General features: G+C 68.7%; 23 protein-coding genes and 1 pseudogene. 9 read left to right on the plus strand and 15 right to left on the minus strand.

Translation table 11 applies throughout. The features are described from left to right. The first annotated feature begins 10 nt into the window (after window positions 1-10). Both ACYQ5L_RS31025 and ACYQ5L_RS31030 read left to right on the plus strand, forming a co-directional pair. Window positions 11-799 (plus strand): alpha/beta hydrolase, encoded by a 789-nt coding sequence (locus tag ACYQ5L_RS31025; protein WP_459961767.1) that lies wholly within the window; start codon window positions 11-13, stop codon window positions 797-799. Between the two features lie 11 nt (window positions 800-810). Beyond that, window positions 811-1104 (plus strand): MGMT family protein, encoded by a 294-nt coding sequence (locus ACYQ5L_RS31030; RefSeq protein WP_459961768.1) that lies wholly within the window; start codon window positions 811-813, stop codon window positions 1102-1104. 9 nt (window positions 1105-1113) lie between these two features. On the opposite strand, the gene ACYQ5L_RS31035 is transcribed toward ACYQ5L_RS31030, so the two are convergent. Beyond that, window positions 1114-1905, minus strand: a complete 792-nt coding sequence (locus ACYQ5L_RS31035) for an AfsR/SARP family transcriptional regulator (protein WP_459961769.1) — start codon at window positions 1903-1905, stop codon at window positions 1114-1116. 208 nt (window positions 1906-2113) lie between these two features. Continuing rightward, window positions 2114-2518, minus strand: a complete 405-nt coding sequence (locus ACYQ5L_RS31040) for a DUF7144 family membrane protein (protein ID WP_459963592.1) — start codon at window positions 2516-2518, stop codon at window positions 2114-2116. A 135-nt stretch (window positions 2519-2653) separates the two neighbouring features. Between ACYQ5L_RS31040 and ACYQ5L_RS31045 the strand changes: the two genes are divergently transcribed. Next, window positions 2654-5221, plus strand: coding sequence for a winged helix-turn-helix domain-containing protein (locus ACYQ5L_RS31045; RefSeq protein WP_459961770.1), 2568 nt, complete (start codon window positions 2654-2656; stop codon window positions 5219-5221). Between the two features lie 34 nt (window positions 5222-5255). Here ACYQ5L_RS31045 and ACYQ5L_RS31050 read toward each other — a convergent pair whose 3' ends face one another. Then, a complete protein-coding gene (locus tag ACYQ5L_RS31050) occupies window positions 5256-7124 on the minus strand; it encodes a glycoside hydrolase family 15 protein (RefSeq protein WP_459961771.1) in 1869 nt (622 codons plus the stop codon). Between the two features lie 116 nt (window positions 7125-7240). Between ACYQ5L_RS31050 and ACYQ5L_RS31055 the strand changes: the two genes are divergently transcribed. Beyond that, on the plus strand, window positions 7241-7840 hold the full coding sequence (locus ACYQ5L_RS31055; RefSeq protein ID WP_459961772.1) for a potassium channel family protein: 600 nt from the start codon (window positions 7241-7243) through the stop codon (window positions 7838-7840). Here the strand turns inward: ACYQ5L_RS31055 and ACYQ5L_RS31060 are convergent. Then, window positions 7749-9350 (minus strand): MFS transporter, encoded by a 1602-nt coding sequence (locus tag ACYQ5L_RS31060; protein ID WP_459961773.1) that lies wholly within the window; start codon window positions 9348-9350, stop codon window positions 7749-7751. The genes ACYQ5L_RS31055 and ACYQ5L_RS31060 overlap by 92 nt on opposite strands. After that, window positions 9351-9839 carry a DUF1269 domain-containing protein gene (locus ACYQ5L_RS31065; RefSeq protein ID WP_459961774.1) on the minus strand — a complete coding sequence of 163 codons (489 nt, stop codon included), beginning with the start codon at window positions 9837-9839 and terminating at the stop codon, window positions 9351-9353. 176 nt (window positions 9840-10015) lie between these two features. Between ACYQ5L_RS31065 and ACYQ5L_RS31070 the strand changes: the two genes are divergently transcribed. Continuing rightward, the gene (locus ACYQ5L_RS31070) at window positions 10016-10774 is read left to right on the plus strand and encodes a VOC family protein (RefSeq protein ID WP_459961775.1); all 759 of its coding nucleotides are present in this window, start codon (window positions 10016-10018) and stop codon (window positions 10772-10774) included. On the opposite strand, the gene ACYQ5L_RS31075 is transcribed toward ACYQ5L_RS31070, so the two are convergent. Both ACYQ5L_RS31075 and ACYQ5L_RS31080 read right to left on the minus strand, forming a co-directional pair. Beyond that, complete coding sequence (locus ACYQ5L_RS31075) at window positions 10753-11037, minus strand: WhiB family transcriptional regulator (RefSeq protein WP_459961776.1); 285 nt, start codon at window positions 11035-11037, stop codon at window positions 10753-10755. The two genes, ACYQ5L_RS31070 and ACYQ5L_RS31075, sit on opposite strands and share 22 nt — an antisense overlap. A 33-nt stretch (window positions 11038-11070) precedes the next feature. Next, a complete protein-coding gene (locus ACYQ5L_RS31080; protein ID WP_459961777.1) occupies window positions 11071-11514 on the minus strand; it encodes a hypothetical protein in 444 nt (147 codons plus the stop codon). Between the two features lie 220 nt (window positions 11515-11734). On the opposite strand from ACYQ5L_RS31080, the gene ACYQ5L_RS31085 reads away from it, so the two are divergent. Then, the gene (locus ACYQ5L_RS31085; protein WP_459961778.1) at window positions 11735-12616 is read left to right on the plus strand and encodes an alpha/beta fold hydrolase; all 882 of its coding nucleotides are present in this window, start codon (window positions 11735-11737) and stop codon (window positions 12614-12616) included. A 45-nt stretch (window positions 12617-12661) separates the two neighbouring features. On the opposite strand, the gene ACYQ5L_RS31090 is transcribed toward ACYQ5L_RS31085, so the two are convergent. Next, complete coding sequence (locus ACYQ5L_RS31090) at window positions 12662-13483, minus strand: helix-turn-helix transcriptional regulator (RefSeq protein ID WP_459961779.1); 822 nt, start codon at window positions 13481-13483, stop codon at window positions 12662-12664. A 314-nt stretch (window positions 13484-13797) separates the two neighbouring features. On the opposite strand from ACYQ5L_RS31090, the gene ACYQ5L_RS31095 reads away from it, so the two are divergent. Further along, entirely contained in the window at window positions 13798-15546 is a 1749-nt protein-coding gene (locus ACYQ5L_RS31095) for an NTP transferase domain-containing protein (RefSeq protein WP_459961780.1), read from the plus strand. Between the two features lie 330 nt (window positions 15547-15876). Here ACYQ5L_RS31095 and ACYQ5L_RS31100 read toward each other — a convergent pair whose 3' ends face one another. Next, the gene (locus tag ACYQ5L_RS31100; RefSeq protein ID WP_459961781.1) at window positions 15877-16083 is read right to left on the minus strand and encodes a hypothetical protein; all 207 of its coding nucleotides are present in this window, start codon (window positions 16081-16083) and stop codon (window positions 15877-15879) included. A gap of 45 nt (window positions 16084-16128) precedes the next feature. On the opposite strand from ACYQ5L_RS31100, the pseudogene ACYQ5L_RS31105 reads away from it, so the two are divergent. Next, a pseudogene (locus ACYQ5L_RS31105) lies at window positions 16129-16388 on the plus strand (enoyl-CoA hydratase-related protein); the annotation flags it as partial. 78 nt (window positions 16389-16466) lie between these two features. Next, window positions 16467-17285 (plus strand): alpha/beta fold hydrolase, encoded by an 819-nt coding sequence (locus ACYQ5L_RS31110; RefSeq protein ID WP_459961782.1) that lies wholly within the window; start codon window positions 16467-16469, stop codon window positions 17283-17285. Here ACYQ5L_RS31110 and ACYQ5L_RS31115 read toward each other — a convergent pair. The 6 genes from ACYQ5L_RS31115 to ACYQ5L_RS31140 form a co-directional block, all read right to left on the minus strand. Continuing rightward, entirely contained in the window at window positions 17254-18090 is an 837-nt protein-coding gene (locus ACYQ5L_RS31115) for an MmyB family transcriptional regulator (protein WP_459961783.1), read from the minus strand. The genes ACYQ5L_RS31110 and ACYQ5L_RS31115 overlap by 32 nt on opposite strands. 539 nt (window positions 18091-18629) lie before the next feature. Continuing rightward, window positions 18630-19412, minus strand: coding sequence for a helix-turn-helix domain-containing protein (locus tag ACYQ5L_RS31120; RefSeq protein ID WP_459961784.1), 783 nt, complete (start codon window positions 19410-19412; stop codon window positions 18630-18632). Window positions 19413-19666: 254 nt separating this feature from the next. Continuing rightward, on the minus strand, window positions 19667-21298 hold the full coding sequence (locus ACYQ5L_RS31125) for a dipeptide ABC transporter ATP-binding protein (RefSeq protein WP_459961785.1): 1632 nt from the start codon (window positions 21296-21298) through the stop codon (window positions 19667-19669). Beyond that, window positions 21295-22107, minus strand: coding sequence for an ABC transporter permease (locus tag ACYQ5L_RS31130; RefSeq protein WP_459963593.1), 813 nt, complete (start codon window positions 22105-22107; stop codon window positions 21295-21297). The genes ACYQ5L_RS31125 and ACYQ5L_RS31130 overlap by 4 nt, the downstream gene beginning before the upstream one ends. Then, entirely contained in the window at window positions 22101-23060 is a 960-nt protein-coding gene (locus ACYQ5L_RS31135) for an ABC transporter permease (RefSeq protein ID WP_459961786.1), read from the minus strand. Before ACYQ5L_RS31135 ends, ACYQ5L_RS31130 begins: the two co-directional genes overlap by 7 nt. Further along, on the minus strand, window positions 23057-24637 hold the full coding sequence (locus tag ACYQ5L_RS31140) for an ABC transporter substrate-binding protein (protein WP_459961787.1): 1581 nt from the start codon (window positions 24635-24637) through the stop codon (window positions 23057-23059). Before ACYQ5L_RS31140 ends, ACYQ5L_RS31135 begins: the two co-directional genes overlap by 4 nt. Window positions 24638-24716: the final 79 nt, after the last annotated feature.

Here is a 24716-nt window from a genome sequence, read left to right on the forward strand (position 1 = left end):
AATGGACCGGGTGTCCGAGCTGCAGTCCGATCTTCATATTCATCATTTCGGTCCCTCGACCGGTCCGGTGGTGCTGGCCCTGCACGGGCTGACGGGTCACGGCGGGCGCTGGCGCGCACTGGCCGAGCGGCATCTGCCCGATGTCCGGATCATTGCACCGGATCTGCGGGGACACGGGAGGTCGACCGGCGTGCCGCCGTGGGATTTCGAAACCATCGTCGATGATCTCGTCGCCCTGCTGCGCGCCGAGACCAGCGAACCGGTGGTGGTGCTCGGGCATTCCTTCGGCGCGGCCACGGCGCTGCACCTGGCCGACCGGCATCCGGAGCTGGTGCGCGGGCTGGTGCTGCTGGACCCGGCCATCGCGCTGGATCCGGAACTGCTGCTGCGCATCGCCCGCGCGACGCTCGACAACCCGGATTACGCCGATATCGATCAGGCCCGTTTCGACAAGCTGGAGACTGCGTGGGCCGATGTGGACGCCGACATCCTCGCGGCCGAACTGGCCGAACACCTGGTCCCGACGCCCGCGGGCCGCATGGCGTGGCGGCTGACCTTCCCGGCGATCATCGCCTACTGGGGTCAGCTCGCCCGCGAATTCGTCCTGCCCCCGGCGCATCTCCCGGTGACCCTGGTCCAGGCCATGAAGGTGCAGCCGCCCTTCGTGACCCCCGCCTTCCGGGCCGCCCTCACCGCCCATCTCGGCGACAATCTGACCGTGCACGAGTTCGACTGCGACCACATGGTCGCCCAGGCCCGACCCGCCGAAGCCGCCGCCCTCGTGCGCGCCGCCCTCTAGGATTCGCGGCCATGGCCACCTCCGAAGCCGATATCGAACGCGTCCGCGAACTGGTGGCATCCATCCCGCCCGGCCGGGTCGCCACCTACGGCGATATCGCGGCCGCGGCGGGCCTGTCCACGCCCCGCACGGTCGGCTGGATCATGCGCACCGATGCCGCGGACCTGCCCTGGCATCGGGTGCTGCGCGCGAACGGCACGCCCGCACCGCATCTGGCGGATCGGCAGCTGCGCAAGCTGGCCGAGGAGGGGTGTCCGGTCACCGACGGCCGGGTGGATCTGCGCGGGGCGCGCTTCCACTTCTGAGGTCGCCGGTCACGGCTCCAGCGCATCGGAGTGGGTGAGGATCGCCGTCTCCAGTTCCTGGAGCCGCCGTCCCGGATTCACCCCCATCTCCTGGATCAGATACTCGCTGGCGCGGCGCAGCGTGGCCAGCGCATCGGTCTGCTGGCCCAGCCGGTATTGGGCGGTGGCCAGCAGGCGTGTGCTCTCCTCTCGCTCGGGATACCGTTCCACCAACGGCCGCAGCCCGGTGACCACCTCGGTGGGCCGATCCAGTTCCAGCGCCGCCTGCGCCCGCAATTCGGCCGCCAGCAGGCGTAAGTCGGTGAGCCGCGCCACTTCCGCCTCCGCCCAGCGGGCGTCCGGGAAAGACTCCAGGGCCGGGCCCTGCCAGCAGTCGAGGGCCTCGTCGAGCAGTTCGCACCGCTGCGCGGCATCGAAATCGGCCGCGAGGTCCCGGACGCGTTTCTCGTAGCCGCCCAGCAGGGCTTCGAAACGCCAGGCGTCCACCTCCTCCGGTGCGAGCCGCAGCGCGTAGCCGTGCGGTTCGGACACCAGGACGGTGGCGGGCGCCCGGCGCGGGCGCTGCGGTTCGAAAACCCTTCGCAGATTGTGGATCTGGACCTGCAGCACCGCGACGGCGCTCGGCGGCGGCTCACCCTCCCAGATATCGTCGATCAGCCGCCCGGTGGAGACCACCTGCCCTTGGGCGATCACCAAGCGGCCCAGCAGGGTTCGCTTGATCCGGCCCCGGATGTCGACGGGGGCGCCGTCGATCACGACCTGTAATGGCCCCAGCACCCGCACCTGTCGCTTCCTCATCATGACACCGGCTCGCTCATGCGCTCTCTCGCAGCTAGATAGGGGCCACCCACCCTGTTCAGTCGCTGAATATTAGCTATTTGCCGGATATTCGAGTGAACATGCGCATTGCGTGTCGTGGGCGCGGCGACCGTATAGCGGCGGGAAAGTCGCCGAGAAGTCCCGGCGCGGATGCTGCTGGAGCGGTCCGATGACTAGGAGGTCACCCGATTCACGCCGCTCGTGCCGAATCGCCCTTCCAGGTGGTGACGGCCCAGATCACGACGATATCGAGCGCGATGATGAGCACCGACCACCACGGGTAGTAGGGCAGGAAAAGGAAATTCGCGATGATCGACAATGCCGCGACGCAGATCGCGGCGATCCGGCCCCACGTCGTCCCGGCCATCAGACCGCCGCCGGCGAGCATGAGCACGGCGCCGAGCCCGATATGAACCCAACCCCAGGTGGTGGTATCCAGCTGGTAGATGTATTCGAAGCCGACGACGTACAACGTGTCCTCGGCCACCGCGGAAATACCCGACAGCACCGATAGCGCTCCCACGGTGATCAGCAGGATCGCCGCCCCGATCGAAGTGCCGGCCGCAATACCATGTCGCACGGGATGTTCGGTCATTGTGAACTCCTGATCTGTTCGGTGATGGTGGAGCCGTTCGAATGTGCGCCGGACGGCGGCGGCGCGCCTCACCCATCGCGGATTACTCCGCTGCCGGTGCGCGAGCAGGAGAAGTCGAAATTGGTAATTCCGGAATTGTCATTCCCACCGATCGATCGGCCCGAACTGTACGACCGGCTCGACTCCGCCCGGCGCGGCGGCGGGCGGGTGCTGCTGCTCTGCGCTGCCGCCGAGAGCGGCAAGACCGTCGCCGTCGCGGACTGGATCCGGCGCCGCTCCGCCGGAACCGCGACCGCGGTCGGATGGGTCACCGTCACAGCCGAACTCGATCGCGCGGAGCGATTGTGGGCCGCGGTGTGCGACCGCCTGGGCCTGCCCGCCGCCGCCCCGGCGCACACCGGAGGCTTCACCGCTCCGGATACGCTCGCGACGAATCTGGTTGCCGCGCTGCGGGAGACGACCGTCCCCCGACTACTCGTCCTCGACGACGCGCATCGCATCACCGATCCGTTCGCGCTGGCCGGGCTGGAATACCTGCTGCGGCATCTCCCGGCCTCGGTCACCGTGATCGTGTGCGCCCGTTTCGATCCGCCCATGCGCTGGCACGAGCTGGAGCTGGACGGCCGGGTCATTCGGGTCGGTTCCGGGCAGCTGGCGCTGACCGCCGCGCAGGTCCGCGCGCTGTGCGCACAGCACGAATGCGAACTCGACGACGCCGAATTGGCGGAGGTCATGCGGCTGACCCGGGGCTGGGCGGGCGCGGTCCGCATAACCGCCATACATCTGGCGGCCCATCGCGGCGAGCGGGCCGCGGCGCTGGCCGCGCTGGCCGAACCGTCGATCGTGTCGGACTTCCTGAGCGGTGAGCTGCTCGACACCCTGACTCCGCCGCTGCGCCAATTCCTGCTCTACACCTGCATTCCGGAGTCGTTCACCGCACCGCTGGCCGAGGCGCTGGCCGGGCCCGCGGCGCGGCATCTGCTGCGCGAGCTCGAGCGCATCAACTTCCCGATCACCCGTACCCTGCGCGGCGACCAGCTCTGGCTGAGCTACCACCCGCTGCTGCTATCCCACTTCCGCGACGAAATCCGTTACGCGGGTGCGGAACTGGTCGACGATCTGAATCTGCGCGCCGCGGCCTGGTACGACGGCGCGCGCTTGCCGCTGGCGGCGCTGCCGCATCTGCTCGGCGACGGCACCCACGACCGGCTGGCCGAATTCCTGCGGCAGCGCGGCATGGCCATTGTGCTGGACGGCGACGGCGCGGCCCTGTTCGACCGCATCGACGGCGCCGGTTCGGCATTGGCCGATGATCCCTATGTCTGGCTGTTGCGCGCGATCGACGCGCTCACCCACGGTGACGCCGCCGAGGCCCTCGGCTACCTCACCCTGGCGCGCAGCCGCCCCGCCGCGGACCGCGAGCACATCGTGCCCGCGTCCTGGCTCGTACCGCTCACCCGGGCCGCCCTGGTGGATGCGTCGGTGCTCTCCAACGCGATCGCCGACCCGCCCGTGCCCGCACCGGCCGAGCCGGTGGGGCATCCGGATATCGATTGCTATCTGGCCACGCAGCGCGCCACCGCGCTGCTCCTGCGCGGCGATCGCGAGGGCGGCGAACGGCAGCTGCGGCGCGGGCTGGCGCTGGCCGCGACCGCGAATCAGCCACTGCTCACGGTGCGTTCGGTCACCCGGCTGGCGGTGGCCGCCGGATTCGCCGGGGATGTCACGGCCATGCGCGACCGGGCCACCAAGGCGCTCGGCATTGCCGCCGACCACGATCTACCGGATTCCGCCGATGCCGGGCAGGCCGCGGCCCTGGCGGCCTTCGGCGCGTATCTGCGCGGTGAGCCGTGGCGGGAGGACGCGGCCGAGGCGCTGCTGAGCACCGAGGAACAGAGCGACGGCTCGGTCCTGCCGGCGGCCGGATGGCCGGCGCACGTCATCGGCCGACTGCTCGCCTTCGACACCGCGGCCGACCGCTATCCGGCCGCGGAAGCGCTGCGGCACAGCATGCTCGCGGCGCTGGAGCAGGGCGGCCCGTTCCCGGTGACGGTCGCCGCCCTGCTGCCGCATGTGGTGTGGGCGCTGCTGGCGGTGCGGGAGCCGCGCACCGCGCACCTGTTGACCGAGCGGGCCCGCACGCTGCTCGGGGAGGTGCCGGAGGTCGAATTATCCAGGGCGGCGGTGGCTCTCGGCATCGGCAGAGCGACGGTGCTGGATACCCTGCTGGACCCCATGCTGGCGCGGGATGCGAGCTCGGGCACGGTCGATCGGGTGACCATGTGGTTGTTGTGCGCGGCCCGGAACACCGCGCACAACCCCCACCGGGGGCGGGTCGCGCTGGAGCGCGCACTCGCCTGCGCCGAACCGCATCTGCTGGTCCGGCCGTTCCTCGACGTGCCGGGCGCGGTCGGGCTGCTGGACGGTCAAGCCGGAAGTTTCGGGCGGCACGAGGATTTCGTCGAGCGCGTCCGGCATCATCCCGGCGCCCGGCGGGCGATGGCGGACGCGCAGCCGCTGACCGTCACCGAAACGACGGTGCTGCAACGGCTTCCGTCCGGGCGGACCGCCGCCCAGATCGCGGCCGATCTGGGCGTCTCGGTCAATACCGTGAAAACCCATCTGCGCGGCATCTACGCCAAGCTCGGCGTGAATTCCCGCACGGCGGCGCTGGAGCGGGCGCGCCGCCTCGGATTGCTCTGAGCGAGCGGCCATGTGGACCGCACCGGTGCGGTGTTCAACCGCGAAGCGGCGAGCCCGCTCCGACCAGCAGCCCCTCATCGGCCGGCTGCCCGGAGTCCATGGCGTGGTCGAGCGCGATGGCCGCGTCGATGAGCGACAGGTGCGTGAACGCCTGCGGGAAGTTGCCGAGCTGTTCGCCGGTGAGGTCGATCTCCTCGGCGTACAGCCCCACGTGATTGGCGTAGGTCAGCATCTTCTCGAACACCAGCCGGGCCTGCGCCAGCTTCCCGGCGCGGGCGAGGGCATTCACATAGCTGAACGTGCACAGCGAGAAGGTGCCCTCGGTGCCGCGCAGCCCGTCGGGCGAGGCGAGCGGGTCGTAGCGGTAGACCAGGCTGTCGGTCACCAGTTCGTCGGCGATGCCGTCCAGGGTGGACAGCCACTGCGGATCGCGCGGCGCCACGAACCCCACCTGCGCCATGCGCAGCAGCGACGAATCCAGCACATCGGAGTCGTACTGCTGGACGAAGGCCTGCCGGTGCGGATTCCAGCCGCGCTCCCACAGCTGGTCGTAGATCCGGTCCCGATGCCGCTGCCACTGTTCCACCGGGCCGGGCAGGCTGTGCTCGGCGGCGAGCCGCACCGCGCGGTCGAAGGCCACCCAGCTCATCAGTCGGCCGTAGGTGAAATCGGCACGGCCACCGCGGGTTTCCCAGATGCCCTCCTCGGGCTGGTCCCAGTTGTCCGCGAGCCAGTCGAGCAGTTCGACCACATCGTGCCAGCCCCGGTGACCGATGCGCAGCCCGCGCTTGTCCGCCTGGTAGATGCTGTCGAGCATTTCGCCGTAGATGTCGAGCTGGAGCTGCCCGGAGGCGTCGTTGCCGATCCGCACCGGCGCCGATCCGCGGTAGCCCTCCCAATGGCCGAGCGTCTCCTCCGGCAGGTCCCAGGAACCGTCCACCCGGTACATGATCTTCAATGGCCCACCGTGCGAGCGGTAGCGATCGCGCAGCCAGCCGGCGAAGTCCGCCGCCTCCTCGGTGAAGCCCAGGGCCAGCAGCGAATACACCGAGAACGACGCGTCCCGGATCCAGGTGTAGCGGTAGTCCCAATTGCGCGATCCGCCGATCTGCTCGGGCAGTCCGGCGGTGGGCGCGGCCACGATGCCGCCGGTCGGGGCATAAGTCATGAGCTTGAGGGTGATGGCCGACCGGTGCACCATCTCGCGCCAGCGCCCCCGGTAGGTGGACTGCGCCAGCCACGAATGCCAGAACCGCACCGCCTCGGCGAACATCTCCTCGATCTCGGCCACCCGGATCGAGCGCGGCGCCGTTGCCGCGCCCGACTCCAGCACCAGGCCGCGAATCTGCCCGGATGTCAAGGTGATCGAGCCGCGCAGCTGCCCGCCGCTCACCGCCTGGATGTGCGCCAGGCGGGTGTCCCCGGGTTCGCGCACCGCGTGCATGACGAGCCCGAACTCGCCGCCGTCGAAGACCGCGCCGTCCTCGAGGATGTGGGTGGTGTGCGGCCGGCGGCCGTAGTCGAAACGCGGCGCCAGCTCGAGTTCGAAGCTGATCCGGCCGCGCACGCAGCGCAGCATCCGCACCAGCTTGTGATTGTCGGTCGGGGTGCGAGCGGTGATGGGCGGCATGAAATCCACGATCTCGCCGGTCCCGGTCTCGGTCATGAATCGGGTGATGAGAATGGCGGTGTCGGGGAAGTACATCTGGGTGCTGCGGTAGCTCTCCGCGGGCCGGATGCGGCAGTGCCCGCCCCGATCGCGGTCCAGCAGCGCCCCGAACACGCTGGGTCCGTCGAAGCGGGGCAGGCACATCCAGTCGACGGTGCCGTCGGTGGCCACCAGCGCGGCCGTCTGCAAATCTCCGATGAGGCCGTGGTCGGCGATGGGCGGGTAGTGGTCCACGAGCAAACTCCTTGTCCTCGGGCCGGATGTGAGAACACCGTGGCACCGTCCGCCACGCCGGCCGTCACCCGTGCGGGATGAATCGCCCGGCTGCCGACGCGGGTAGCGTCGCAGGCGTGATCCGCAGGGGCGCTTCGCAAGACGAGCCGGCATCGAGCCGGCGGCGGGCGCTGCGGCGCTCGATCCTGCGCCCGGTGGGCACGACCGCGGTGCTGCTGCTGGCCTATTTCCTGTTGCCGTTCGCCCGGTGGGACCGACCGCGCACCGTGCTGCTGCTGGTCGCGGGCGCGCTGGCGGTGGGCGCCCTGTGCGCGTGGCAGGTCCGCCGGGTGCTGCGCGCCGAGTATCCGATCGCGCAGGCGGTCGAGGGTTTCGCCGCGGTGTTCGGCTTGTACCTGGTGGGCTTCGCGACGGTGTATCACGCACTGGCCAACTATGATCCGGGCAATTTCAGCGAACCGCTGACCCGCCTCGACGCCCTGTATTTCTGCGTGACCGTCTTCGCCACGGTGGGCTTCGGCGATATCACCGCCGTCACCCAGCCCGCCCGGGCCGTGGTGCTGGTTCAGATGATCGGCAATCTGGTGCTGATCGGCGTGGCCCTGCGGCTGCTCACCACCTCGGTCACGCTGCGCCGGAATCAGCTGCGGCAGCGCGGATCCGGCGGGGCAGGCGGCCCGTCCCGAACAGGGCCGCCACCGACAGCACCGCGGTGACCGAGAGCGCCGTGCGCAGGGCGTCGAAGCGGGCGTCGGTATTGATCTCGACAAGGGCCGACGCCGTGGCGTCGGACACCCCCGCGGCGGCCAGGGATCGGCTCAACTGGGTATTGGAGACGAACGGAACGCCTTGCGCCAGTTGCGTTGTGGCCTGTTGCCGCACCGAGTCGGGGATATCCGGATTGTTCTGGATATCGGCCAGTACGGAGGTGGTCAGCGTGCCGATCAGCACCGAGCCGATCAGGGCGGTCCCCAGCGACGCGCCCAGGCCGGTCGCGGTGTTCTGCAACCCGCCCACCTCGTCGCCGCGGGTATCGGGCACCGCCGACACCGTCGTCGCGCCGAGCTGGGAGGACAGCGCGCCCAGCCCGAGGCCCAGCAGCAGCATGGGAATGGTCACCACCCGCGCGTCCGCGCCCGGATCGAGACCGGCCACCAGCACTACGATTCCGGCGCTCATCAGCAGCAGTCCGGCGCGCACCGTACGGCGGGGGCTGGCATCCGGCCACGCCTTGGGAATGCCCAGCGCCGCGAGCACCAGCGCCGCGGACAGCGGCAGCACCCGCAATCCCGTTTCCAGCGCGCTGAGTTCGAGCACCACCGACAGATACAGCGGTACCGCGAAGAAGACCCCGGCCTGCACCAGGAACTGCGCGAAGAACATGCCGAGCCCGCCGGTGAGCTGCCGATTGCGCAGCAGCGCCACATCGAGCAGCGGATCGCGGCCGCCCGCGGCGCACCGGGTCTCCCAGCGCAGGAAACCGTAGAGCGCCGCCAATCCGGCCAGCAGCAGCCAGATCACCGGCGACAGGCCGAACCAGTGCGGCCCGCCCGGCGCGGCGCGCACCCAGCCCCATTCCCCGGATCGCAGTACCGCGAACACGATCAGGCCGAGTCCGAGCATCGACAGCAGCGAGCCGAGCGGGTCGAGCCGGCCCGGTTCCGCCGCGACCGGCGCGATCCGCCGGACCGCCAGCAGGATGATCACCACCAGCACGACCTCGCCGAGGAAGACGTAGCGCCAGGACGCGAAGGTGGTCACCGCCCCGCCGATGAGCGGTCCCGCCGCCACCGCCGCGGCGCCGGCCGCGGCGATCGAACCGTATGCGGCGGTGCGCTTTCCGGCCGGGAAGTTGCCCGCCACCAGCGCCACGATGGCGGGCATGATGAGCGCCGCGCCGAGTCCCTCGAGCACCGACCAGCCGAGCAGCAGCACACCGAGATTCGGAGCCAGCGCGGTGGTGAACGAGCCGGCGCCGTAGACGATCAGGCCCCCGGCCAGCGCCCGGCGGTGCCCGAGCAGACCGCCGAGCTTGCCGCCGGTGATCATGGTCGATGCCATGACGAGCGTGTACAGCGTTATGGCCGTTTGGATTCCGGTGATGGTGGTGCCGAGATCGGCCGCCACGTGCGCCATCGACACGTTCATGACCGAACTGTCCAGCGTCATGAGGAACTGGCCGGCGGCGAGCGCGGTGAGCACCACTCCCGAACGCGCGGACGACATCTACTCGGCGAAGACCTCGCGCAGAATTTCCTCTTGCTCATAGGAGAGATTGGTGGCGATCAGCTCCGCCTCTTCTCCCGGAAAGCGTTCTTTGACGCGGTCGGCCACCGCGTCCGAGGTCAGGACGAACAGCGCCGAGGTGCCAGGGGTGATCTGTTCCTTGACTCGATTGATGAAGCCGTCGTCGATGCCGATATTGGCCATGGCGCCGGTCAGTGCGCCGAGGCCGGCGCCGATCGCCACACCGAGCAGCGGAATGAAAAAGAGCAGGCCGAACAGCAGGCCCCAGAATGCGCCGCCGAGCGCGCCCATGCCGGTGCCGGTGCGCATTTGCCGGGTCTTGGGTTTCTTGGCGCCCTCGGGCCAAGTGACGACGGCTCCGTCGCGCACGGTGATCAATTCTTCGCGTTGCAGTTCCTCCAGCGTCGCGAGTGCGGACTCGGCGCCGGTGGTCGTCGGGAATTTCCACACGGTCAAGGTCCCTGCCATCGGATTCTCCTAGCGTGCCGGTCGAATGGATCGATACCAGCGACGACCGTAGGACCGGCCGGCGCGGGCGGGCTCACACGTTTCGGATGAAGGGCCGCAGCTAGTGCTCGGCAACACGGGGATTCGGTTCGTGAAACCCGGCCCGCGGGCACCCGGGCGGCGGCTACCGTGGATGGATGTCCACCCGGCTGGCGTGCGTAGTCTTCGATGCGATCGAGCCGAGGAACGTGGCCCGGTTCTGGGCCGAGTTGCTCGGCTGGGACGTGACGGTGGACCGCCCGGAGGAAGTGGACGTGGCCGCGCCCGATCCGGACGGGCTGGACGTGGCGCTCACCTTCCTGCCGGCCCGGCGGGCCAAGTCCGCGAAGAACCGCATTCATCTGGACCTGGCCAGCCGGTCGATCGACCATCAGCGACTACAGATCGACCGCGCCCTGTCCCTGGGCGCGCGGCGGGTGGATATCGGCCAGGGCGTCGTGCCCTGGGTGGTGCTCGCCGATCCCGAGGGCAATGAATTCTGCGTCCTGGAGCCGCGCGAGCACTACGTCGACACCGGCGCGGTGGCCGCCATCGTGGTGGATACCGAGAATCCGCTACGCCTGGCCGAATTCTGGTCGACGGCGGCGGGGTGGCCCATTACCCACGACGATCCGCACTATGCCGGTATTCGGTCGGCGACCGGGCAGGGGCCGTGGCTGGAATTCCTGCGGACGCCCGCAGCGCTCGGCGAACGCAGCCGGCTGCACCTCGATCTCATCGCCTTCCCTTCCGATGATCCCGTGGAAGAAGCCGCCCGCCTGTGTGCGGCGGGTGCATTGCCGATCGATCCGGGCGCCGTGCAGGCCAATGGTCCGATCGTGGTGCTCGCCGATCCGGAGACCAACGAGTTCTGCCTGCTGCGGCCGGCCGCCGATCAGGCCGCGCCGCGGTCGTAGCGCCGCCGTTCCCGCGGTGAGAGGCCGCCCCAGATGCCGAAGCGCTGATCGTGGACGAGCGCGTAGTCCAGGCATTCCTTCTTGACCTCGCAGGACCCGCAGATCCGCTTCGCCTCGCGGGTGGAGCCGCCCTTGTCGGGGAAGAACGCCTCCGGATCGGTTTGCGTGCACAGCGCCCGCTGATGCCAGGCCTCGGGCTCGAAACTGTCCCGGCGGGCCAAGGTCTCGAACATCGCGTCGAAATTGGTGAATAGCAGTTTCACGTCGTCCACCTCTTCACTACGTCGCAATAGGGATCAGGCGCGGCCGAGCATCGAGCAATCGCTGCCGACGGCGGCCAGCCGGGCCTGATCGCCGGAGACGAAAACGCGGCGGGCGTGCACCGCGGCGGGGGTGGAGGACCACGGCGCCAATGCCGTGGTGAACATGAGCTCGCACCACGACAGTGCGGGAACCTCGCCGCACGCCAGCGTGTTGAGCAGTGACAATTCGGTATCGCTGTCATTCCAGGCGGCGAAAAGCCAGGAGGCGTCGAGCCGGCCGAGAAATTCCTCGGCATCTTCCGGCGGGCCGAGCGGCGCGTCGACGGCGAGATGGACGACCGCCGCAATGGCATGCCGCATACGGGCATCCAGGCCGACGCCGTCGTGCAGTAAGAGCCCTTCCAGCGAATCGCGCAGTCCTGCTCCTTGATCGACTCGGAAGTCGTTGGATCGGGTCGCAGCGGTGACGTCGAACATTGTTTCCTCCCTGTGGAATTGCGCTTGTCGCGAAAGCGCCACGACCTGATTACAAATGCCGAACCCTGACGTTGTCCAGCTCTCAGGCAATCTGGAGCAAACCCCTAGCAGTACTGACACTGGCCAGTGTTGGTACCCGTCGGGAACAGCACGGAAGGGTGTCCGGCACCGATGCGGCAAATATTAGGAAGCGGCCAGTTCCACCCTTTACGGTCTGACCATGCCTTATGTGCGATCTGGCTCAGCCACAGTTCATTTCGTTGCCGGTAACACGTCCGGTCCGACCCTGTTGCTCGCCCACGGTTTTCTCATGGACGAATCCATGTTCGAACCCATGCGCGAACCTCTGGCAGCGGCCGGTATCAATCTCGTAACAGTCGACGCGCGCGGTCACGGACGCACGCAGTCACCGGATGGGGAACAGTTCAGCTATTGGGATATGGCGCAGGACTGCCTCGCCGTACTGAACGAGATCGGCGTCGAGAAAGCCGTCATCGGCGGAATGAGCCAGGGCGGATACACCGCACTGCGAATGGCATTGCTGGCCCCCGAACGCGTTCAGGGCCTGGCCCTGCTGGATACCGAGGCCGGGGAATGCACCCCGGGCGAATTGGCGTGGTATCGCGAATTCTTCGAGCGCTGGTGCGGTCCGGAGCCGATGGCCCCGCTGGTCGCCGAATTGGCACCGCAACTGATCGGCGGCACCGATCCGCGGCAGTGGCGGGCGTGGACCAGCCGCTGGTATTCCTCGGACCGCCAGGCCATCCGGGCGGCCGCGCAGTGCCTGATGGAGCGCCGCTCGGTCCTGGACCGCCTGGGTGAGATCACCGCTCCCGCACTGGTGGCGCGCGGTAGCTACGACGGTTCCAGCACCGCGCAGAAATCCGACGCCCTGGCCGCGGGCCTGGCCGGCGCGGACGGCGTGGTCACCATTCCGGGCGCGGGTCACGCTGCGGCGTGGACGCATCCGGACGTGGTCGCGCCACTGCTGATCCGGCTGGTGCGCCGGGCCACGGCCCGGCCGGGCAATGCCCTGACCCAGGCGCTGTCTGCCCCGTGGACGAAAGGCCGTGCGGCGCGCGGCGTCCAGGCCGCGCGGTAATCTCCGGCCCACGCGGTAATACGGGAGCGGCCGTGCCCGGCCGGCCTATTCGTCCGGGGACGGTCGCGACGCCCCCGGTCCGTGCGGATCGGCGCACCAGGTGGGGATGCCGAGGTAGATCTGGATCTGGGTGGGGTAGGCCGCGCAGAAGACGCTGAACATCTGCACGGCGATGGCGCTGCACCGGCCGCTGATGGTGTCGCGGAGGTGCATGGTCGGGGTGGGCCGGCCATAGAGCGCGACGCCCTCGTCCCACAATTCGCGGAACAGGGCGAACTGCCCGAGCTCGGCCAGGAAATCCAATGACCAGGTGGTGTCGCCGGATCCGGCGATCAGCCCGCGCAGCCAATGCACGGTCAGCCGGACCTCTTCCTCCCACTCCGGCATGACCTCGCGCGAGAGCGGGTTGCCCAGCAGCCAGCGCAGGATATTGACATCCTCTTCCAGCCCCGGGAAGGCCTTGCGGTAGCTGGCATTACAGGCCAGCACATTCCAGCGCGTATCGACATACGCGGCCAGATTGGGTTCGTGCAGATCCAGTGCGCGCCGCATGTCATCGGTGATTTCCGCGCGCAGTTGCTCGACGGTGGGGAATTCGCTCACGCCGAGCCCGGCGAGATCGAGCAGGTGCCGGCGTTCCACCGCCGAGAGCGGATCTATTCGGTCCAGATACCGAACCAGCGCATCCACCACTTCCCGGGTCGGATGGCCGCGATCCCCCTTCTCCAAATGGCTGATGTAGCTGGCGCTGACTCCGGCATTGAACGCCAGCCTTTCGCGCGATACTCCCCGGGCATCCCGCAGCCGACGCAGCAGCAGGCCGAATGTGGGCGGCTGGAGCTCATCCGAGTCTCGATTAGGCTGCACGCTCAGCACCACGCCGTTCCCTCTCCACAAACATTCAGCTAACCAACCTTCATCGATCCAGTACTACCCGGTACCGGACAGTGGAACGCGCTGGAACGCCTGTCTCTGGCACCGGATACTGCCATATGTCATTGCAGGTAAGTCAAAAACATCACCATTTCTACTATGTGTCGCGACACATGTCATAACGACGCATAGGCGAGCAATTGCTTAGCAAGTCATGGATTCGGGCCCGATGCGCCCACGTGAAGGGTTGCCGGACATCCACCACTACGATCTTCAACCATGATGTGTCCCGCCGCTGTTTCCGCCTCGTGACAACTGTCGACGCGATCGTGCTCGCCGGTGGCCGCGCCAGCCGGATGGGCGGCGTGGACAAGCCCGCCATCGTGGTCGGCGGGCAATCGATGCTGGATGCGGCGCTGACCGCGGTCGCGGACTGCGCCCGCACGGTGGTGGTCGGACCGCACCGGCCGGAGCTGCCGCCGGAAATTCTTCAGGCACAGGAGATACCGGCCGGCGCCGGTCCGGTGGCGGCCATCGCCGCCGGTTTGCACGCCCTGTCCGGCTGTGAATTCCCGGCGGGGCTGATCGTGGTGCTGGCCGCGGACATGCCATTTCTCACTGCCCGCACCGTCGGCGAATTGCTGCTGCACGCAAAGGAATCCGGCAGTGACGCGGTGTTCGCCGCGGATGCCTGCGGCCGGCCGCAATATCTGGTCGGCGTCTGGCGGCGCAGTGCGCTCAGCGCGGCGCTGAACGGCCTGGACTCCCTGGTGAACCGGCCGATGAAGGCGCTGGTGCCGGTGGACACGGTCATGGTCCCGCTGGGCGGGGTCGAGGATTGCGATACCCCCGACGATGTCCGGCACGCCCGTGCGGCCGCGGGCCGGGCCACCGCGCCGCTGCCGCTCGACGAGGCCCGGGAAGTACTGCGCCACAGCATCTCCCCGCTGCCGATCCACCGGGTCCGGCTCGCCGCGGCGCGCGGCGCGGCGCTGGCCGAACCGCTGGTGGCCGCCGAGGCGCTGCCGCGCTTCGACGTCTCCGCCATGGACGGCTATGCCGTCAGCGGCGACGGCCCCTGGCAACTGCGCCGCGATATCGGCTTCGCGGGCGGGCAGCGCCCGGTGGGCCTGCTGGCCGGGGAGGCGGTGCGCATCGCCACCGGCGCCCATGTCCCCGATGGCACCAGCACCGTCGTCCGCGACGAGTTCGTCGAGATCAGCGCGGACGGCCTGCTGCATCGCCTGCCGGACACCCCGATTCGCGACGATGTCCGCCGCCGCGGCGAGGATTGGCTGCCCGGCCGCGAACTGGCGCCCGCCGGCACCCCGGTCACCGCCGCTCTCATCTCCGTCGCCGCCGGCGCCGAGGTCGGCACGGCCGCGGTCCGCGGCCCGGTGCGGGCGCGAATCGTCATGACCGGCGACGAGATTCGCAGCGAGGGCCCGCTGCACACCGGCCAGACCCGCGACTCGCTCGGCCCCATCCTGCCCGGCCTGCTCGCCGGATACGGCGTGACCACCGTCGATCGCGTGCACCTGCGCGATACCGACAATGCCTTCGACGAGGTCTTCACCGCGGCCGCCGACTGCGATCTGCTGGTCATTGTCGGCGCCACCGGCGGCGGCGCCGCCGATCAACTGCGCGGCGCGCTCGACCGCGCCGACGCCCGGCTGCTCATCGGCCGCCTGCTGTTGCGTCCGGGCGGCTCCACGGTGGCGGCCCAACTGTCCACCGGCCCGGTGGTTCTCGGGCTGCCCGGCAATCCCTATGCGGCCGTCGCCACGCTGCTGGCGCTGGTTCACGCGCTGCTGGAGGGCCTCACCGGCGGCGCACCGACTCGCCCGCTCACCGGCCCGCTGCACAATGCCGCCGAGATCTCCGGACCCGCACCGCGAATCGTGCCCGCCCGCGCACAGCCCGGCGGCGGCTGGATCGGCGACCCGAATCTGCGCACCGCGCACCTGGCGGGACTGCTCGACCGCGACGGCCTGGTCATCGTGCCCCCCGCGGCCGTCAATGGCGAAATGGTGGAATTCATACCGCTGCGTGGGTGATTCGGAAAGAGCGATGCCGCCGGGCGAAGGGGGGAGTTGGCCCGGCGACATCGACATCACCGGCGGTCGCCGGCCCGAGGCCGGAACTCACCGCCGTATTTCCGGGCCGCCGCCGTGGGGGGGTTACGGTTCGGCCCGGCTGAATCTTACGGGCAACCCCCTGTCCTCGCGCAACTCCTGAGGCGGTGAGAAAGAATGAAATCCCCTGAAACGCAAGGGAGAACAGCGCCGGGCGACAGTGGCGCCGATCACAAGATCATGTACCGCGCGGTTTGTAATTGTCATGCGAGCGCCTATCTGTGATCGAGTGTTCGCGTGGCAGACGAACTTTCAGCATTCGCCGGACAAGGCGACATCGGAGATGCCCGGCGAGAACGCGTCAGCCTCGGGGGCCGAATCGACGATTTCGGCACCTATCGGTTCCGGTGCCCGACACCCGGGTGCGGATGGTTTCGCGATGAGAACACCACCCTCGAAAATCCGGATTGGCGCGAGCGCGTCGAAACGGCCATCGATGCGCATCTCGCTGCGGCACATCCGCATTGGATACATCCCGATTACGACTAGCGCGCCATCTCACTAGCGGTCAACGCCGTCATCGACCACGACCACCTCGAAGACGCCGCCCTGGAATGGACCGCGAAATCCTCGGCAAATCCCCCCAAGCCATCCGCATGCTCAAATACGCCATCAACCTCACCGACGACGGCCTCGTCGGCCAGCAACTCTTCGCCGGCGAAGCCACCCGCCTGGCCTACATGACCGACGAAGCCGTCGAAGGCCGCGACGCCTTCCTGCAAAAACGCGACACCGACTGGAAGCCCTACCCCTGGTACTTCTGATCCGGCCCGGGACGACCTCTGCACAGAGTGCCTTCCGGGCCGCGACAGCCGGCCGAACGCGCGGCTACGCTACGGGCCATGCCGTACGTCAGTACCGATGGGGCCCGCGTGTTCTACACCGATTCCGGTGATCGGACGCGGCCCGCCGTGGTGTTGGGCCATGGATTCTTCATGGATCTGTCGATGTTCGCACCGCAGGCGGAGTACTTGGAGGCCAAGGGTTTCCGGGTGCTGTGCTGGGATGCCCGCGGGCACGGCGGCACCACCGTCACCGATCCGGGCGGCTCGTTCACCTATTGGGATTCCGCCCGCGACCTACTGGCGGTCATGGATGCCGCCGGCGTGGACCGGGCCATCCTGGGCGGGATGTCGCAGGGCGGATACACGGTGCTGCGGGCGGCCCTGCTGGCCCCGGAACGGGTCAGCGCGCTGCTCCTGCTGGACACCGAGGCCGGCGCCTCGTCCGCGGAGCAGCAGGCCGAGTACCGCCGGTTGTTCGACGCCTGGACCAATCCGGAGGTGCCGATCACGGCGCTGGCGGACAATCTGGCGCCGGGCCTGATCGGCGGCACGGCGGCCGATCAAGCGCCGTGGCGGGCGAAATGGGCCGCCAGTGACCGCTCCGCCATCACAGCGGCCGCCGACTGTCTCACGACGCGGGAGTCGATCCTGGATCGGCTGCCCGAGATCACCTGCCCCGCACTGGTGCTGCGCGGTGAGACCGATGCGGCGAGCACGGCCGAGAAATCCGCCGCGCTGGCGGCGGGACTGCCCGGCGCCGATCCGGTGGTGACGATTCCGGGCGCCGGGCACGCCGCGAACTGGACGGCTCCCGACCTGGTCAATGCGGCGATCGGCGGATTCCTCAGTCGGCAAGCAACCCCGGCGGCCCGTTGAACGGCTGCCGGATGCCGATGAACCACTGGAAGGGCGCGTCCACTCCCGGGACATCGGTGATCCGCACCCGCACGCTGTAGGGCTCGCGGGTATCGGGATCGCGCAGGTGCATCAACGGCTGGTGCCGCTCGAAATCGACGCGCTCGGCCAGATACATGGTGCGGAACGCCTCGCAGGAACTGAGCCGGTCGAGCAGATCCAGGGCCCACTGCGGATTCTGATATCTGCCCATGTGCCAGCGGAACCAGTTCACCGTGAGCCGCGCCTCATCCTCCCACTCCATCATCACCTGGCGTGATTCGGGGACGAGGAAGAACCACACCAGGATGTTCACGACCTCGAGCAGTCGCGGATAGGCGCGGTCGTAGACCTGGTTGGCCCACAGCACATTCCAGCGCTCGTCGACGTAGCCCGACAGGTGCGGGCTCAGATCCGCGGCGGCGGCGCGCAGATCGGCCGTGATCAGCTCGCGCATACCGGCCACCGGCAGCGGCGCGTGGGTGCGCGGGCCCGGCGTCTTCGGGGCGGACAGATTGTGCATGTGCTGCCGCTCGGCCGGTGTCAACGCCAGCGCGCGGGCAATGGCGTCCACCACTTCCGGACTGGGCGCGGTCTTCTCCCGCTGCTCGATCTGCGCGATATAGCTGGCGCTCACGTCACTGATGCCGGCCAGGACCGGGCGGCTGAGGCCACGGGGATGCTCCGGCCGCGCGCGGGTGCGGTGGGTGCGGACGAAATCGGCGAGATTGGGGGCCAGCAGCCGGTCGGCCCCGACTCCCCCCGAGACAGAGTGGCCGGCGTTCACGGCCTGCAGAATACCCGCCGGGGGCGATCCCGGCGCGGCCGAGTGTGACCTCGGACACCACGGAAAGCCAAGCGGCAGCGTGGATCCCGCTGATTCTCCGGTCCACCCACTGGCCAGAGGTCCCTCTGCACGGCGTGCGTCCGGCGTCTTTACCCTCTCGAACACCGAATGGTCTGATTGCTCCATCACCGCCCATCAGTCGCCCCGCCCGTATTCGGCCGGGGGCTCGTCCGCGAGGGCTGCGCGAAGGGGGCCCAGCCCTCGCGGACGCATTGCGTCAGAGATTGGTCGATATGAGAACGGTCCTGCTATGTCCCGCATGGTGTGACGAGCACGACGACCCGGACCCCTTCGAACCCGGCGACGGCGGCCGGCATTGCGGCCACGAATTGCCCGTGCTGGTGGGCGCGCCCGCGCGGTTCGGGCTGCCCGTGCTCTTCGTGCAGCTCAATGCGCACGACTGTGACGGCCGGCGGCACAGCTGGATCGATCTGGTGGCGCCGACCCGGAGGGCAGGCTCGCGCCACCGGACTGAGCCGTCAGGCGGGCAGTCCCAGGACCGCGAGCAGCTGCCCGGGGTAGTCGATTCCATCCAGCCGGCCGGCCTGGGCGTAGATCTTGCGCCGCAATCCGGTCACCGGATTGCGCAGGTGCAGGGTCCACACGTGCGGGGCGAACTCGACGCCGCCCTCGGCCCAGGCCTGTCGGAAACTCGGGAATTGGCCGAGTTCGTGAATCAGGTCGGTGAATACGGCGGTATTGCCGGAACGGCCCATGAGGCCGCGCATCCAGCGGACCACCTGCCGCACATCGGATTCCCAATTCACCATGACGCGCTTGGCGGTTTCGCTGCTGAAGAACCAGCGCAGCAGATTGCCGTCGGCGGCCGCGCCCGGGAAGGCGTCCTCCCAGCTGTCGTTGCAGGCCAGGACATTCGCCCGGACATCGACATAGGCGGCCAGATTCGGCCGGTGCAGGGTGAGCGCCTGCGCCATATCGGGGGTGATGGCGGCGCGCAATTGGTCGACGGTGGGCAACTCGTCCAGCCCGAGTCCGGCCAAATCACCCAACTGCCGGCGATCGGCTCCGGTGAGCGGATCGAGGCGATCGAGATATCTGGTAAGCGCCTCGACCACTTCCCGGGTCGGGTTGCCACGGTCGCCTTTCTCCAAATGCGTGATGTAGCTTGCGCTTACACCGGCATTGAAGGCCAGCCGTTCCCGCGACACTCCGCGGTCATCACGCAGGCGGCGGAGCAGATTACCGAATGTGGGCGCTTCCAACCCTCGAAAATCACGCCCGTACGCAGCATGTGCGACCACCGCCGTCCTCCTTCTTCAGATTTCCGGCGACGGGTCTCGAACTCCCCTGGACCCCGCCGCATTCACACTCGGTGTGGATACTCCCACAACGGACAGGGAGATTCTGCGTCGAAGACTGTCCCTATCTGTATCACCGAATGCCCCTATCGGTATCTGCAGGAGAAATCGTCCCATAAGACCGAGCGGTATGCATGCCGAGTTTTTCCGGGGCTATCGCGTCCTTTCCGCTGGTGCCGACGCTGTTCCGGAGTCCCTCACGCACCCAGCGCGAGTGTCCGCGCGGCGGGCGACGCCGCCGGCACGGCAGCCAGCAACCGGCGGGTGTACTCCGCGCGCGGACGGCGGAAAACCGCACTCGCGGGACCGGTCTCGACAATACGGCCCTGCCGTAGCACCACCACGCGATCGGCGACCCGGTTGACCACGGCGAGATCGTGACTGATGAACAGGCACGCGAAGCCGTATTCCTCCCGCAGATCGGCGAACAGGTCGAGCACCTGCGCCTGCACCGACACATCGAGTGCACTGGTGGGCTCGTCGGCCACCAGCAGCCGCGGCGCCAGGGCCAGCGCCCGGGCCAGCGCGACCCGCTGCCGCTGTCCGCCGGACAGCTCACCCGGCCGTCGATCGGCGTACTCGCGCGGCAAGCGGACGGATTCGAGCAGGTCACCGACCTTGGCGCGGAGCAGCGTGCCGGAGGCCGCCCGGTGCACCAGCAGGGGCTGGCCAATGGACTCCGCCAGCGTGCGGCGGGGATCCAGCGAGGCGGTCACATCCTGATGGACCAGCGCCACGTGCTTGCGCAGGCCGCGCAACTCGCGCCGCCCGAGCCCGCGCAGCGAGATTCCCTGTAGCTCCACCTCCCCGGCCGTGGCCGGCACCAGCCCCAGCGCCGTGCGGCCGAGAGTGCTCTTGCCCGAGCCGGATTCGCCGACGAGACCGATCACCTCGCGCGGGCCAACAGTCAGCGACACCTCGTGCAGGGCCCGGAATTCCTTGCGGTGCCGCCGATATACGACGGTCAGATCCGTAATCCGCAGCACCGGTTCAGCAACCGGCTCCGGCTCGGCGGCGACCAGCTCGATGCCATCCCCCGAATCCGGCAGCGCCGGAACGGCATCGAGCAATGCCCGAGTATAGGAATCCCGCGGTTTCACAAAAAGATCGTGTACCGGCTGGGTTTCCACCACCCGCCCGGAACGCATCACCACCACCCGGTCGGCGATGGCCGCCACCACGCCCAGGTTGTGGGTAATGAAGAGAATGGCTGTTCCCTTGTTTCGCTGCAGATCTCGCAGCAACTCGAGAATCTCGGCCTGCACGGTGACATCGAGTGCGGTGGTGGGCTCGTCGGCGATCAGCAGATCCGGTTCACCCGACAGTGCCAGCGCGATCACGACGCGTTGTTTCTGCCCGCCGGACAGTTGATGCGGATACCAGTCGATGCGTTGTTCCGGCTCCGGAATATCCACCAGCGCAAGCAGTTCGATGGCCCGGGCACGGGCCCGCGCCTTGTCGATCGCGCCGTGCGCCCGCAGGGCCGCGACGAGCTGCGTCCCGATCCTCTGCACCGGATTCAGCGCGGTCTGCGGTTCCTGGAACACCATGGCTGCGCGGGCGCCGCGCAGCGGGCGCAACTGCGCGTCCGGCGCGCCCACGATCTCGGTGCCGCCGAGCCGGATGGATCCCGCGGCCGCGGCCCCGGCGGGGAGCAGGCCGAGCACCGCCCGCGCCGTGAGCGACTTGCCGGATCCCGATTCCCCGACCAGCGCGACAGTCTCCCCGGCCCGCACCCGCACGCTCACTCCGTCGACGACCCTCCGGTCGCCGAATGTCACCACCAGGTCCCGGATGTCGAGCAGGGGTGCGGTGTCGTCAGAGCTCATCCGATCCTCCGGGCGCGGCCCAGTGCCTGGGCGATCAACAGGAATCCGAGGGTCAGTCCGGAGACGACCAGCAACGGTCCCACCGCGAACGCCGGATTGGCGTCCAGATCGGCGAGGGACTCGGCGATGATCGAGCCGAGCGAGGGGTCCGGCGGCCGCACCCCGATGCCGATGAAGCTCATGGCGGCCTCCACGAATACGGCAATGGACATGGACAGCGCCAGCTGCACCGACAGCGGTTCGATCACATGGGGCAGCACATGCTTTCGCAGCGTCCACCAGGTGCCCGCGCCGATCACCTCGGACGCCTCCACGAACGGCTGCTCGCGCACCGCCAGCACCGCGGTGCGAATCTGCCTGCCGAAGACGGGGATCTCGGCCGCGATGATCACGATGATCACCGCGTGCGCGCCCGGCCCCGTGATGGCGGCCAGTGCGATGGCGAAGATCAGCGCCGGGAAGGCCAGGATCAGGTCGAAGACGCGCTGTGCGATCACATCCGCGACCGCGTGCACGCTGGCCAGCAGCCCGGCCAGCGCGCCGAGCAGCGCGCCGATGGGCACCGCGATGAAGGCGATGACCAGATTGACGCGAATCCCATTGAGCACCCGCGAGAACAGATCCCGGTTGACATTGTCGGTGCCGAGCCAGTGCTCGGTGCTGGGCCCGAGCAGGTTGGCGTTCGGAAGCTGAACCAGCGGATCGTATTTCGCGAGCAGCCCGGCGGCGAGCCCCGCCGCGGCGATCACGCCGACCAGCACGATCCCGGCCAGTCCCTGCCCCCTGCGCAGCACTGAAACGCTCACGATCGTCCTCCGATCCGGATCCGCGGATCGAGGTAGGCGTGCACGAGATCGGTGGTCAGCTGAATGGCCACGAACACCGCCACCGAGAACAGCAGCAGCGCCTGCACCACCGGATAGTCGCGCCGATTGATGCCCTGCTCGATCAGCTGCCCGATGCCGGGCCACGCGAAGGCGGCCTCCACCAGCACCGCCCCGCCCAGCAATTGCCCGGTCTGGATGCCGACCACGGTCAGCATGGTGGGCAGCGCATTGCGCAGCGCGCCGCGGGTGACGATCTCCCGATGCGAGAGGCCCAGCGCCCGCGCGGTCAGCACATAGGGCTTGCGCAGTTCGGTCCGCAGCGATTCGGTGAGGAACCGGGTCAGCGCCGCCGTCACCGGCAGCGCCAGGCAGATGGAGGGCAGCAGCAGATACTGCACCGCGATATCCGGATGCGCGATGAACCCGTCCGGCGGGACGCCGCCCGCGGGCAGGATCGGAATCGCGACGGCGAACACCAGCACCAGCAGCACGCCGGTCACGAATACCGGCAGCGAGACGGCCACCGTATTCGCGGCGGCGACAATCGCGTTCAGCCAGCGCTTGTCCCACAGCACGGCGGCGACGCTCACCAGCAGGCTCACCACCACGGCCAGCAGCAGCGCCGACGCGGTGAGCACCAGGGTATTGGTGAGCCCGCGCCCGATGAGATCGGCGATCTGCCCGCCGATCACATAGGAGCGGCCGAGGTCACCGGTGAGCACGCCCTGCAGCCAGGTCAGATACTGCGCCGGAATCGACGCGTCGAGACCCAGCTGATGGCGGATGGCGGCAATCGTCTCCGGGGTGGCGTCCGGTCCGGCCAGCGTGGTCGCCGGATCGCCCGGCACCAGCCGCAGCAGCAGGAAGATCAGTATCGAGGCCGCGAACAGCACCGCCAGCGCGGACGGCACGCGGCGCAGCAGATATGCGGTCATGCCAGGAACGCCTCGGTGAGCTGGATCTCGCGGCGCTTGGTCCAGCCGAGATCGTGCAGCTTGCGGGTGGCCGCGCCCTGCGGGAAGCGGACGCCGATCTCGATGAGGAACAGGCCGTCGAGCAGCTGATCGCTGACCGCCTGATAGGCCCGGACCGCATCCGGCCCGGTGCCCTGCGGCAGCTTCCAGGCGGCGTCGGCGGCCGCGACGTAGGCGGGCGACTCGTATTTGGAGGCGTTCTTGCGCGCATTGAAGGGATAGGCGCTGACGGTGAGCGTGGACGGCACGAACTGCGCCCACGAGTGATCGGTGATCCACAGGCCCGGGAACTGCGCCCCGATCAGCTGTTTGACGAAGGTCGCGCTCTCGGTCGGCACCAGTTCGACCTCGATGCCGATCTCGGCGAGATTGGCCTGCACGATCTGCGCCGACGCCTCATGGGTGGCGACATTGGAGCTGAAGGCCAGCGGCAGTTTCGGCGGCTTCGGCACCTGCGCGAGCGCCTGCTTCGCCTTGGCGGTGTCGCGGGCGTAGCGGGTGTTGCGGGTTTCGTCGAAAGCGGGAGATGTCTTGGGCCACGGCAGATTCGCCGGATACCCGGAACCGCGGAAGACCTCGGTGATGATGCGCTCGCGGTCGATGGCGTAGGCGATGGCCTGCCGCAGCCGCACATCCGACAGGGCCGGATCCTGCACGTTCGCGCCGACGTACACCTGCAGCTCGGAACCCTCGAAGGTGATGGCGCGGTAGCCGTCGGTCTTGGCGAGATTCTCGATATCGCGGTAGGTGATTCCATCGGCCGCCAGGTGAATCTGCCCGGACTTGAGCGCGTTGAGCTGTGCGTTGTTGTCGGCGATGACGGTGAATTCGACCCGGTCCAGGTACGGCCGCCCCGGCACCCGGTAGTCGGCGTTTCGCTCGAATATCAGCTGCGAGTTGGGGATTCGCTGCACGAACCGGAACGGACCGGTGCCGATGATCTTCTCCCCGGTGCCGAGCTGCTCGATGGATTCGCTGTCCAGAATGGGCGCGGTATCGAGCAGGTCGAAGATATTGCCCAGCGGATGGGCGAAGGTCAGCGTGATCTTGTGCGGATCGGTGGTGTCGAATCCGGTGATGGCGGCCGCCGTGCTCTTGAGCTGCGCCGACCACTTGGGATCGGCGTAGGTCCGCAGCGCGAACTCGACGTCCTTCGACGTGAACGCGCGTCCGCTGTGGAACTTCACGTCATCGCGCAGTTCCAGGGTGATCGACTGCCCGTCGGGCGCCAGCGTCCACGTCTTCGCCAGCAGCGGTTGCGGTTCCAGCTTGTCGTGCGGGTAGCGCACCAGGGTTTCGAAGACGAGCCCGACGACATACGGCGTGGTCCCGGTATTGGTGAGGATATTGGCCGGCACCAGATCCACCAGCACGCCGTACTTCAGGGTGCCCCCGCGCACCGGCTGCGCGTTCTCGTCCCCGCCGCCCCGCTGCTGGTTCACCGCCGAGGTGCAGGCGGCCAGCGCCCCACCGCCGAAGATGGCGAGAGCGGCCATGCCGGAGCTGCGGAGGAAACGACGACGATCCAGATTGTGCATGGGCGGGGACGGTAATCAGGGCCGCCGCCGATGACACCTATTTCCCGCAGCGTGCGTGAAAATCTCGCCGACCGGCGCT

The organism is Nocardia sp. IFM 10818 (genome assembly GCF_054655275.1).